The following is a 12,253-nucleotide window of genomic DNA, read 5'->3' on the forward strand; positions in this document are numbered from 1 at the left end:
ACCTCTGTTAAAAGTCTAAAGTGAGTTGTCTCTGTTTTTTTACAAAAAAACTTTTTTCTAGCAAACTCTTGTTCTGCTCAGCAATAAGAGCAAAATGAAAATCGACATCTCTTAATATATCGATTATATCAAGTTGGGTGTTATATGTATATATATTCTGCAAATTTTGCATATTCTTTTTTTTGACTGCAGGGATGATATAGATCAGCTTGGCCCAGTTCGCCTGTGTCTGTAAAAACTCCATTTGAGACTCTATAAGTTCAAAGCTAGGTTCAAATATCAGAACTTTATCACTTGTCCCGAACTCTTTTGCTTCAAAGTTTTTGTTTGTAAAGACCGCTTCAAAGTGGTTTATACTGCTAAAAGAGGTAATCCTGAAGTTTATTTTCTCTGTTTTAAACATATACAGCAGTATCTCTAAGTAAGGTATGAAAAACGGTGATAAAAGCTGTCTTTCATAGTAGTTATCATCATAGATAAAGGAGGTCTCAAAAAGAGTCTGTTCTATGATGTTTATCTTTGAAGTGGCCATTTTAGGCATGCTTTTTGGATGTATAAAGATCTCTTTACATGTAAGACGCGGAGTAAAGAGTACAACCGAGTTTTCATCTATCTCCCACAGCTCTTTAAAAGTATCATAGATATCGCCGTTTAAGATATGCAGCGTAGAATCCGTCATGATCTGTAACGCGAGTTTTAATGTTATCTCATCACACTCATAAGCGGTGATGTTCTTATCTAATATATGAAATCTGAGTATGCGGGAAAGTGCAGTGGCGACATCGTCGACTTTGATCCACGCTATCTCGTTGTCTGTTATCTGTGTCGGAGCATCAAAGATAATGCCGTACGCACCGTTTAAGATGGCAAGCTCTATCTCATCGCTGTTTTTAGCGATAAAGAGAGAACCTCTTTTGAGGTTTTTCGCTTCATAAGATATACCGCTAAAAGAGGTTACATATGGAGTGTTTAGAAGAGTCGCATTAGTTAATGCTATAACGTTTTCTAATCTCATCCAATCGGCGTGCCCACTTTTTTAGGAGCTTCAGGACGGATCAGTGACAGACCGTTTTCATCCTTCGCAGCTAAAAGCATCCCCTCTGAAAGCAGACCCATAAGTTTTGCAGGTTTTAGGTTCGCGACCACACATACTTGAGTATTTACTAGGTCTTCCGGAGCATAGAACTCTCTGATCCCTGCTACTACCTGACGAGGAGTCTCTTCTCCTAGATCTACTTTTAAGAGTAAAAGTTTTTTACTTTTTGGAACTTCCGAAGCCTCTAGGATAGTTCCGATCTTTAAAGATGTCTCAAAGAACTGCCCGATCTCTATAAGGTTATCGCTTTGTACAGTCGTCTCCTGTTTAGCTTCCATCTTCTTAGGTTCAGGTTTCGGTTCCTCTTGTGGCACAAGAGCTTTTGGAGCCTCTTGCATCAACGGTTCTTCTACACGTGGGAAAAGAGGCGGAACTTGTTTGATGACAAACGGTTTTAAGAGTGCTTTGTCTGCAACGATATCTCTGTAAGAGTCGGCATCAATAGTAAATCCTAAAGCATCTGCAATAGTCGCAGTCGTATTTGGCATAACAGGGTGAAGTGCTACCGAAGCTTTTGCAAGGATATTTGCGACAAGTGCGACAGTCGCTAACGCTTCATCTTTTTTGTCCTCTTTCATCTTGACCCATGGAGCATGTTCCTCTATGGCTTTATTACCGATGCTGAAAAGTTTCCATAGCTCTTCAAGATATCTGTGTGGCTGAAGATTGTCTATATATGTATTTAATGAATCAAGTACGCTGTTCGCCTCATCGATCTCTTTTGAATGGTATTTGATAACGTCGACACTGTCGATATGAAACTCTGAGTATTTACCGCTCATACCTATGATACGGTTTAAAAGATTCCCAAGATCGTTACTAAGATCAGAGTTGATACGGTCGATGAATGCACGCTGAGAAAAATCGCCGTCTTGTCCGAAAGGGACTTCTCTAAGCATGAAGTATCTAAAGTTTTCAAGCCCGTAAGCTTCGCTTACCTCTTTTGGAGATACGACGTTGCCTTTAGATTTACTCATCTTTTCACCGTCGCGCGTCCACCAGCCGTGAGCACCGATGTGTTTAGGAAGAGGCATATCAAGACTCATTAAAAATGCAGGCCAGTAGATAGCATGAAAACGTAAGATATCTTTTCCTACTAGATGGATATCTGCAGGCCAGTACTTCATGTTTTTCTCATCCGTACCGTAACCAAGAGCCGTGACATAGTTTAAAAGAGCGTCTAGCCATACATACATAACATGTTTCTCGTCGTTTAAAGACTCAGGCAGTTTTACACCCCAGTTAAAACTTGTACGAGTTACAGAAAGATCATTCAGACCGTTTTTAACGAAGTTGATGACCTCGTTTCTTTTTGAACGTGGAAGGATGAAATCGGGATAGTTTTCATAGTGTTCTAAAAGCTGTTTCTCATACTTTGAAAGTTTAAAAAAGTAGCTTTCCTCTTTTACGATGCTTGTCGCACGCCCGCAATCGGGACAGAACTCACCGTCTAAAAGCTGAGTCTCAGGGAAGAATGCCTCACAGCTTACACAGTAGTGTCCTTCGTACTCGCCTTTATAGATATCGCCTTTTGCATGCATCGTTTCAAAAGCTTTTTGGACACCCTGCATATGGTCGGCATCCGTCGTTCTGATGAATTTGTCATAGCTGATGCCGAACTCGTCCCACAGGTTTTTAAACAGAGCGCTTATCTCGTCGGCAAACTCTTTCGTGGATTTACCGTTTTTCTTAGCGGACTCCTCTATCTTTTGACCGTGTTCGTCCGTTCCTGTTAAAAAGAAGACATCATCACCTTTTAGTCTTCCGTATCTTGCAAGCGTATCAGCTATAAACGTCGTGTAAGCATGACCTATGTGAGCTTCACCGTTAACATAGTATATCGGTGTCGTTATGTAGTTTTTCATAAAATCCCTATCCCTAATTAAAATTCAAATCCACCGGTTTCGCCTTTTGACATCGAGTCGTAAACCGCTGATATATATCTGTTTCTAAGCTCGCAACCAATGTATTGCTCACATTTGCTACAAGTCTCTAGTTGTTTTTGATCCTGACACTGTCTGACCTGTACGATCATCTCGTCAAGACGTTTTTCAAAAATATCATTTGCCTGCGTAGACATCTTTTACTCTTGATATTTCATACTTTGAACCAAAAAAACATGGTGAAGTATCGTGTACATGCGCACATTTTAGGGTTAAAAGATCATTCGCTCCGTCGATAGCATCGCCACCCGCTTTTTGATAGATGAATGCAAATGGAAACACTTCAAAAAGCTTACGAAGTTTACCGTCTGGCTTGTCAGAAGTCCCAGGATATGAGAAAAGCCCGCCGCCTTTAAGAAGTATCTGATGAAGATCTGGAACCATTCCGCCTGAGTAGCGAAGTCTGTACCCCTCTTTGAAAAACGAGTCGACCATCTCTTTATGATACGGCTGCCAGTTTTGCTGTGTACCGCCCGGAGCGTTTAGTTTGCCTTTTTCACCTAAATGGATCTCTTTTACAAACTCGAAATCACCTGCTTGAAGAAGATAGAGTTTGACTTTGTTCTCTGCAAATACCATCTCGACACGCGGGCCGTAGACTACATAGCATGATGCTACCATGTTCTTAGCATCAAATCCGCCTTTGTATATCCCAAAGATAGAGCCGACGCTTAGGTTGACGTCGATAAGTGATGAACCGTCAAGAGGATCATATGCTATATAATAGGGCGCATCGTCACGAAATTTCATCGCATCCTCTTTCTCTTCACTTGCAATAGTGTTTACAGAAAGTACGGAACTGAACTCCTCTTCGATGATCATGTCGCATTTGATATCTAGCTGAAGCTGTGTCTCACCCGAACTGTTTTCAGACTGAGAATACCCGATGTCTTTTACGTCTATAGCCTCTTTAATACGTTTCGCACTTCTTTGTATCGCGTCAAATATATCTCTCAATTAAACTTCCTTTGCATTTTTATATATCCACTCTATGACTTGATCGACATCGTTAAGATCCAACATGTCGACATCAGCCGGAATAGCGTATTTTTCCATATCTACACTCTCATCTACGGCCAGTGCGTTCATGTAGTTAAAATAACTCTCGTCGACAGAGTTTCTAAAGACACTTATACGAGGCAGAGGAAGATTTTTAAGACCCTCTACCAGTAAAATATCGAACTTGTCAAAGATCCTTATCATCTCGTCGAGTTCATTGTGTCTGTGTGAGAAATAAGTCGTACGATTAGGAGAGGTTACTATCACCTCTGCTCCTGTATCGGCAAATTTGTAACTGTCTTTGCCTTCGACATCAAATCGGGCTTTATCTTTTGGATCGTGTTTTATGATCGCGACCTCTTTGTTGTGCTCATGGATAAGCTTTCTTGCCACTTTTAAGATAAGTGTAGTCTTACCGCTGTTTGATGGACCTGTAAATGCGACTGCTATTCTTTTATTCATGGAGAGATTATACTTAATACTCATTAAAAAGTTGTTTAAGATATAATTACGTATTCAAAAATTAGTAGGTTTTATATGCGTATTGCTTTTCATCTCGGTATTATCTTTATTTTTATCTTTCTATTTTCAGGTTGTGCCCGCACAAATGCTTTTTCAAGATTTGATTTCAATGAGATAAAAGAGCGTGCGACTTCAAGTCTGAGAACATCAAAGATCGCCAAGAAAGATGAGATATACGGAGTGATCTCAAGTATATATTTAAATGAGGTCATTCCAAAAAAATATAACGGGATGGAATACTTCTATGTCACGATATATACAAAAGACCGTGCCAAACTTTATGATCCAAATATCTTGGATGAAAGAAGCTTGATATTACTGCTAAACGGGAAACTTCCGGTAAAGATAAAGAGGATGGACGGCGACAATATGTTTAAAGGACTGATCCCGTTAAACAACGACTGGAACAGTTATTATTTAGTGGCGTTTGAAGAGCAGAAAAGCGAAAAACTGTCGCTTATTTTGAAAAGCGGTTCTTCTGATTCTCAGCCTTTAACGTATCAAAAAGATGAACAATAGAGATATTGTCGCCCATTATCTTTTTATACATCACATAGTTTGCCAAGACTTTTTTCCCATACTCGCGGCTCTCCACATTCGACATCGTATCCATACTTAAAAACGGTTCATATTTTTTATCCGTAAACTTTCCTGATCTTATATATTTTTTTACAAAACCGAGACCCGCATTGTATGCGTAAGCTTTTAAAAGAGGGTTGTCTAACTGTGTATCAAGCCATTTTAGATGTTTTGCCGCGTAAGAGATATTGTTTTTCGGTTCAAACATATCGCTGTAACTTGTGATCTTGTTCGGCATCGAGTGTTTGAGACTGTCGACTAAAAAAGGCATTAGCTGCATCAGTCCAAGCGCGTATGAAGATGATATGGCAGATGGTATGAAATGGCTCTCTTGACGCATTAACGCATACATAAATGCACGGTCGTCTTTAGACATATGGTCGGTCTGTTCAGTATACGGCATGATATAACCGTGCATCTTGTAGGAATAAGCTCGTTCAAGCATAAAAGCTTTGATCGGTAAAAGGTTTTGTTTACTGTAGTGGTCTGCCATCTTAAAAAGATTTTGTCTTGGAGCTTTTTTAATGATGTTTCTAATATCCAGCCAAACAAAAGGATCTGTAATATCCTTATCTTCAGGTACATCTATGAGTGATGACTGTTTCCCCGTAAAGTAGTTTTGTACATCCATATGCAAGACCTCTTTTGCATAAAGGATATATACATTTATATCCATGCTTAAAGAGATCTGCTTAAGGTATCTCTTCTCGTCTGTTATGAGGTATTTCCAAAATATTGCTTTATCTCTGTCTATGCGCAGATGCGCTTTGTTAAATGAGAGATCAAGGTACTTTAATGCTTCTTTTTTATCATGATGCTTAAGATAGTTCATCGCAAGCATAAAATTAGCACCTGAAGTGAGTTTTTCGCCATCAAGCAGCATAAGTGATTTTTGCAGTTTGTCCATCGAGTCGTTCATGACTACGAGGTCTATCAACCTTGATATTTTCCAGGACTTAGATATATGATCCATAAACTTTTTACTGTATACACGGTTGAAATTCGTCTCTCTAAATTTTTTACCGGTATCGATCATAACAGTCAGTACCTGTGAAGGTGTGTAGTTTAAAAGAGTCTTTTCATTCATGTCCGAACTCATGATCTCAAGATAGCTCTTTGTACTTTTTACAAAGACTCTGTTAACGAGTTTTTTTCGCTGAGACTTTGTAAAATATGTTGCTTTTGCAGGAGAGATGGCTATCTGCAAGCAGTTGTCATCACTGGTCTTTAGAAGTTCATCGATTTTTAAAGTCATACATCTTGCTACATATTTTATATCTTCGGAGTCACTTTTTTTTGCATAGGTCAAAAATAGTTTTGTATCGACGTTGTGTACTTGATCAAAGGCAGCATCTGCTTCTTTTGGAGTGATATCCTGTTTTAAAAATTGCCAGATAAGAAAGTTTTTTGCGCGTGAAGGGGGCTTTGAACTTATCTGCTCAAGAGTGATCTGAGCAGAAAGCAGGGTGCTAAGAAGCAGGATCCAGAGTTTCATTTAGTAGAACAGACTTCTTATAAGCGCCTGAATAAGAACGATTACGATCTGAAGTGCGATCACGATGATCAGCGGTGCAAGATCGATGCCGTTAAATACGGTAGGAATATAGCGTCTTGTAAGCTTATATGCCGGCTCTGTCAGACGGTATAAGATCTGTACGATCGGATTGTTCGGATCAGGATTGACCCAAGTCAGGATAGCAGCGATGATGACTACCCAGATATAAAGGTTTACAAGACCTACTAAAATACCGCCGAGTCCTATGACAAGTTCACTCATTTTACGATCTCCTTAATATAGTTTTTAAGGTACGGGTAAAGATCAGAAAGTTCCGGACCGTGTTCTGCACCTGTCAGCAGCAGACGAAGTGGCTTGAAAAAGTTTTTGCCCTTTAGCCCTGTTTGCTCTATGATGTAAGATTTAAACGCATCGAACTCTTCGAAATAAGGAGCATTTTTTACGACCTCAATGATCTTTTGTGCAGCTTCTTCAAACTCTTCTGGGATCTCTTTTTCAGCAAAGATAGGTGAGATCTTTTCTCTTAATTCTTTGAGTGTACTTATCTCATCAAGAAAGATCTTTGCTACTTTACCGATATCATCATCTGCAAATCCGACGTAACGTGAAAGCTCTTTTGCGTCCAGCATCTTCAGGTGTTCGCGGTTGATAAATTTTAGTTTTGTCATATCAAAACGGGCAGGGGCTTTTGATATAGAGTTTATGTCAAACCACTCTATAGCCTCAGCTAACGTGAAGATCTCTTTTGGAGTCTTATTCCCTATAAGGATGAGATAGTTTGCTATTGCAGACGGAAGATACCCCTCTTCAAACATCCACTTGACACTTGAAGCGTTATCTCGCTTACTCATCTTTTTACCCTCATCGTTAAGGATAATAGGAAGATGTGCGTATTCGATGTTTTTGTCATACCCAAGAGCATTTCTGATCGCTACTTGTTTTGGCGTGTTGCTCATATGGTCTTCACCGCGGATAACCAGAGAGATATCTCCCAGCATATCGTCAACGGCACATGCAAAGTTGTAAGTAGGTGTTTTGTCTTGACGCATGATGATGAAACTGTCGATCTCATCCGGTGAAAATGTGATCTTGCCTTTGATAAGGTCGTTTATTACGATCTCTTTCTCAGGTTTTTTGAGACGGACAACGAAAGGATTCGGATTGTCTATAGTCTCTTCAGCAGAAAGTTCTGCACAGGCACCGTCATAACGGTATGCTTTTTTTGCTTCTTTTGCTTCTTCTCTTTTTTTCTCTAATGTCTCAGGCTTACAAAAACAGTTAAAAGCTTTTTTATCGTGAAGCAGTTGCAGTGCCATCATACTATGGAATCTGAAGTTATTACTTTGATAGATCAACTCTTTATACTCTATGCCGAATACGCCTAGAATATCTAGTATCTCTTTATCTTTACCCTCGATATTACGCTCTTTATCGGTGTCCTCGATACGAACCATTAATGCTTCATCTCTTTGTTTGGAAACTATATAGTTAAACAGGGCAACACGAAGATTACCAATATGCATATCACCGGTTGGACTTGGGGCAAATCGTAACATAAAAATTCCTAAATATTTTTATGAAATTGTATCTAATTTTTGATGTATATAAGTTTAATTTTGTATGAAGTATAGAAGTTTTTTCTGTTTTATTGTGATTTTTTAATTAGCTGAAGTGGTGACTCCAAGGGGATTCGAACCCCTATGGCAAGGATGAAAACCTTGAATCCTAACCATTAGATGATGGAGCCTTTTTTTGAGATATTGCTATCTTCGCCGAAATTATATCTTTTAAAATCTTAAGAAAATATAAAAAGCGCAGTGGATATTTGTACGTACATACAAATATGTATGTAGGTACTGTTTAGTCGTTGTAAAAGGTTCTCAGTGCTCTTATGATTACAGCGTTTTTAGAGATGCTTTCAGCTTTTGCATTTTCATCTACCATCTCATAAAGGTCTAAAGGAAGAGAGATTGAAAATGTTTTAGTTTCTATCTTTTTCTTTTTGTTTATCATCGCAACGATGTTTGAAATAAGCTCGATGATTTTCTTCGTATCGATCGGTTTTTGGATGAAACTGTTTACACCGATCTCGATAGACTCAGATATTTTTTGAATATCGTTGCTTGCAGATATGATGATGACGATCTGGTTTGGATTGATCTCACGGATGCGGCGAGAAAGCTCGATCCCGTCCATTTCAGGCATGATGATATCTAAAAAAACGATATCCGGCATTAACCTTTCATACATCTCTAAAGCATCTTTACCGTTAAATGCAGATGTGACTTCTGAAAAAAAGTTTTTGAATGTCGAACTTAAAAGTTCATTTGCTACAGCTTCGTCTTCTACGACCATGGCTGTCAATTTTTTAGTTTGTTCAGTTAGTTGTACTAAATCTATACTTGACATTTTCTTATCCCCCTGTTAAAATTCGTTTTGGAATTATACATCTTTTTTTGTTAACTTTCTACTAAGAACAAACGGGATTAAATTATTTTTAACTTACCTGTCAGTTAACATACTTCTTGAACTGTTCCAGCCACTCCATATCTACATCTTTTTCCTGTTCTTTTTGGTAAAGAAGCGATGAGATGATATCTTTTAATGTATCTTCATCCATAAACTCTAGAAGTACCGGATTTATATCCGTTTTCTTGACATCTTCATAACTGTTAAGAAGGTTCTGTATATCTTGTATTAATTGTTCTTTATTATTCATAACCTAATTATACACTATGAAATCTCTAAATCTTTTGATTTGTCTTGCCGACATAAAGTTGTCTCGGTCGTGCGATCTTCATCTCTTTGTCATGTTTGATCTCAATCCACTGTGTGATCCATCCTATGGTCCTTCCTATGACAAATATGATGGGGAACATCGGTTTTGGGATCTTGAGTGCAGTCAGGATAAGACCTGAGTAAAAATCGATATTTGGGTAGAGCTTTCTTTGTATAAAATATTCATCCGTAAGAGCTATCTCTTCTATCTTTTGTGCAATTCGCAAAAGTTTGTTGTCGATTCCCAGCTCAGTGTTTAGTTCGTCTAAGAGACTTTTTAGTATTTGTGCACGCGGATCAAAATTCTTATAGACTCTGTGTCCGAATCCCATCAGTTTAAACTTGTCATTCGGGTCTTTAGCTTTTTTTATGAACTCATCGACATTGTCTACATCTCCTATATATTCCAGTTGTGCTATTACCGATTCATTCGCACCGCCGTGGGCTCTTCCCCAAAGTGCATTGACTCCGGCGGATATCGCCGCATATGGATGGGCACCGGTCGAAGCGACGCCTCTGACAATTGAAGTAGAAGCATTTTGTTCATGATCGGCATGAAGCGTAAATATAGTGTCGAGTGCTCTTACTTCGACCTCAGGTATCTCAAGTTCACAGGATGGATAAGCCCGCATCATATATAAAAAGTTTTCGGTAAAAGAGCGATCGAGATCAGGGTATATAAATGGCAGACCGTATGAGCGTCTATGACAAAAAGCGGCTAGAGTAGGTATCTTGGCGATGATCCGTCTTGCCATGACCTGATACTCGTCTTCATTATTTATATTGAGATGTTCAGAATAAAATGTAGAAAGAGCGGAGATAGCAGAAGCCATCATCGCCATCGGATGTGCTTTGTCTGGAAATGCTTCAAAAAGATTTTTTATCCCCTCATGTACGAAAGATCTTTTTCTAAGTTCCAGATCAAATGCAGTCTTCTCTTTTTGAGAAGGCAGTTCTGATGTCAGTAAAAGATAACAGACATCAAGATAGTCTTTGTTCGTGGCAAGATCGCTTATCTCATACCCTCTATAGGTGAGTCTTCCTTTTTCACCGTCTATATAGGTGATGGAAGAGCTGCAGCTGGCCGTTGAAGTAAACCCCGGGTCATAGGTAAACATACCGGTCTTTTTAAATAGGGTCCTGATGTCGATGACATCTTCTCCTGCCGTTGCACTTAGTATCTCAAACTCATAACTTTTGCCATTTTGATTGTTTGTAAGGGTAACGGTTTTCACGGTATGCTCCTGTTAGTTTGTTGTCTTTCTCCAACTTTGGGTGAAAGTTTTTTTATTGACGTAGATATCTTTGCAAAGTTGTACCAACCCTGTTTTATTCATGATCTGTATAGCTTTTTTCGGCCACTTTTTTCTATAGTTGAATGAATCGGGATGGCCGCCTATCATCTTTATAAACTGCTCATTCGTACTTTGTTCGTAAAGTACTTTTTCTCCATCTTTTTTTACTGCTTTATCCAGCCATATTCTGGCATCTGCAAAAGCTTTTTTGTTGCTTGACTTTGTTATCCATCTAGTCGCAAAGTCTTCGAAACATCTGTACTGAGCCTTACTCAGTTCTTTTGGATGGTATTTGAAGTATTCAAGTTCGTTACATGTACCGGCGATGGGAGCAGGGCGGTAATCGCGCTTGAGACTTTTGTCGCGTTTTTTGTAATGCAGCACCTCTTTTGGGTGTTTTTTTATCTCTTTTGGATCGATAAGTATTTTTTCATGGGTATCGCACCAAGGTAAAAACAGAGGAGGAAGTTCATGATCGGACCTGAAAGCTCCAAGACTCATTACATTTCCGGTGATACGGCTGACATATCCTCTGCCGTATCCTGATTCAAGTCCCGATATCGCAAGAAGTGCAGCAGGAGGAAGATGGTACTTTGTCGCTATTTTTATCGCTTGGGGTGTCAACTCTTTATAAAATTTTTTTACATGAGTGTATTTTCTATAGCTAAACTCGTTAGCTGAAGAGAAAGAGACAGATATTAAAAGAAGTAAGACGATCTTTTTCATAGATATACTATATAGTAATATATGTTAAAAATCAACTTATACTATTATGCCATTGGACCAGTGTGGCTCTATAGCCTGATGTGACAGGCAGTACTTCATGGCTGAACACCGGATTACTTAAAAATACGACCATATCTCCGGCTTTTGGTTCCAGCTTTATCTGATCGCCTTTTTCATCATAAAGGTAGTTAAACACAAGCTCTCCGCCGTTAAAGCTGTTTAGGCTCTCTTCATTTTTCTTTGTCTCGTGGGAAGATACGAACAGGACTGTAGTAAGTTTTCTTTGTGGAGCGACACAGATAAAACCGGTGGTATTTCCCTCTTTATCTATTATCTCGCTTGAATCGTCTGCATGTTTTATATAAAAATCACCGACCTTATACTCAAGTGCCTGTAATTCAGTAGCAGTCGTTAACGCCATAGAAAAATACTCTTCAATCTTGGGTTGATGCATGAGAAAGTTTTCCTGATATATAGACTCAAGATATTCTGAAAGTTTGTAGATAGAGGTCTTTCTTATCTCCTCTTCGACAGTCGGTGCAACGACACTGTTTAAAAGAGTTGTCTTTACCATTGCCTTATCGACATCCGAACTCTCTTTTATCTCACTTACGACTAGATTGCACTCCTCTGGAGTTAAAAAGTTTTTGATGATCAAAAATGGATATTCTAAGTAGGGATTAGGAAGTAAACGACTTTCCATATAACACTCGTGTATAAAGTCATCGCAAAAGATATGTTCACTGATCTGTATCAAACAGGTTCTCCTAAAAGTAATCTGGAATGATATAACATTTAT

General features: G+C 38.8%; 14 protein-coding genes and 1 tRNA gene. 1 reads left to right on the forward strand and 14 read right to left on the reverse strand.

The features are described 5' to 3' along the window. Positions 1-7: 7 nt before the first annotated feature. From WCX87_RS04880 to mobB, 5 genes are read right to left on the reverse strand one after another with little or no spacing between them, the layout of a single operon-like run. Positions 8-1,015 carry a hypothetical protein gene (locus tag WCX87_RS04880; RefSeq protein WP_345980923.1) on the reverse strand — a complete coding sequence of 336 codons (1,008 nt, stop codon included), beginning with the start codon at positions 1,013-1,015 and terminating at the stop codon, positions 8-10. Next, positions 1,012-2,961: a methionine--tRNA ligase gene (gene metG, locus WCX87_RS04885; protein ID WP_345980924.1), complete on the reverse strand. Its 1,950-nt coding sequence runs from the start codon at positions 2,959-2,961 to the stop codon at positions 1,012-1,014. The genes WCX87_RS04880 and metG overlap by 4 nt, the downstream gene beginning before the upstream one ends. Positions 2,962-2,978: 17 nt before the next feature. Further along, positions 2,979-3,176, reverse strand: a complete 198-nt coding sequence (locus WCX87_RS04890) for a hypothetical protein (RefSeq protein WP_345980925.1) — start codon at positions 3,174-3,176, stop codon at positions 2,979-2,981. After that, positions 3,157-3,996, reverse strand: coding sequence for a class 1 fructose-bisphosphatase (locus tag WCX87_RS04895; protein ID WP_345980926.1), 840 nt, complete (start codon positions 3,994-3,996; stop codon positions 3,157-3,159). The genes WCX87_RS04890 and WCX87_RS04895 overlap by 20 nt, the downstream gene beginning before the upstream one ends. After that, positions 3,997-4,500, reverse strand: a complete 504-nt coding sequence (gene mobB, locus WCX87_RS04900) for a molybdopterin-guanine dinucleotide biosynthesis protein B (protein ID WP_345980927.1) — start codon at positions 4,498-4,500, stop codon at positions 3,997-3,999. A gap of 75 nt (positions 4,501-4,575) precedes the next feature. On the opposite strand from mobB, the gene WCX87_RS04905 reads away from it, so the two are divergent. Further along, positions 4,576-5,079, forward strand: a complete 504-nt coding sequence (locus WCX87_RS04905) for a hypothetical protein (protein ID WP_345980928.1) — start codon at positions 4,576-4,578, stop codon at positions 5,077-5,079. Here WCX87_RS04905 and WCX87_RS04910 read toward each other — a convergent pair. From WCX87_RS04910 to WCX87_RS04950, 9 genes are all read right to left on the reverse strand, one after another. After that, a complete protein-coding gene (locus WCX87_RS04910; RefSeq protein WP_345980929.1) occupies positions 5,018-6,634 on the reverse strand; it encodes a lytic transglycosylase domain-containing protein in 1,617 nt (538 codons plus the stop codon). The genes WCX87_RS04905 and WCX87_RS04910 overlap by 62 nt on opposite strands. Further along, positions 6,635-6,916 (reverse strand): YggT family protein, encoded by a 282-nt coding sequence (locus tag WCX87_RS04915; protein WP_345980930.1) that lies wholly within the window; start codon positions 6,914-6,916, stop codon positions 6,635-6,637. Next, positions 6,913-8,211, reverse strand: coding sequence for a glutamate--tRNA ligase (gene gltX / locus WCX87_RS04920; RefSeq protein WP_345980931.1), 1,299 nt, complete (start codon positions 8,209-8,211; stop codon positions 6,913-6,915). Before gltX ends, WCX87_RS04915 begins: the two co-directional genes overlap by 4 nt. A gap of 116 nt (positions 8,212-8,327) precedes the next feature. After that, positions 8,328-8,402: transfer RNA gene (locus WCX87_RS04925), tRNA-Glu, on the reverse strand. A gap of 113 nt (positions 8,403-8,515) precedes the next feature. Further along, positions 8,516-9,064 carry a response regulator gene (locus tag WCX87_RS04930; RefSeq protein ID WP_345980932.1) on the reverse strand — a complete coding sequence of 183 codons (549 nt, stop codon included), beginning with the start codon at positions 9,062-9,064 and terminating at the stop codon, positions 8,516-8,518. A gap of 100 nt (positions 9,065-9,164) precedes the next feature. Continuing rightward, on the reverse strand, positions 9,165-9,374 hold the full coding sequence (locus WCX87_RS04935; protein WP_345980933.1) for a hypothetical protein: 210 nt from the start codon (positions 9,372-9,374) through the stop codon (positions 9,165-9,167). A 25-nt stretch (positions 9,375-9,399) separates the two neighbouring features. Beyond that, a complete protein-coding gene (locus WCX87_RS04940) occupies positions 9,400-10,668 on the reverse strand; it encodes a citrate synthase (protein WP_345980934.1) in 1,269 nt (422 codons plus the stop codon). 12 nt (positions 10,669-10,680) lie between these two features. Then, positions 10,681-11,454, reverse strand: coding sequence for a hypothetical protein (locus tag WCX87_RS04945; protein WP_345980935.1), 774 nt, complete (start codon positions 11,452-11,454; stop codon positions 10,681-10,683). 31 nt (positions 11,455-11,485) lie between these two features. Next, a complete protein-coding gene (locus WCX87_RS04950) occupies positions 11,486-12,211 on the reverse strand; it encodes a 2OG-Fe(II) oxygenase (RefSeq protein WP_345980936.1) in 726 nt (241 codons plus the stop codon). Between the last annotated feature and the right edge of the window lie 42 nt (positions 12,212-12,253).

Origin of the sequence: Sulfurimonas sp. HSL3-2 (assembly GCF_039645965.1) — a bacterium.
In the GTDB taxonomy this organism is placed as follows: Bacteria; Campylobacterota; Campylobacteria; order Campylobacterales; family Sulfurimonadaceae; genus Hydrocurvibacter; species Hydrocurvibacter mobilis.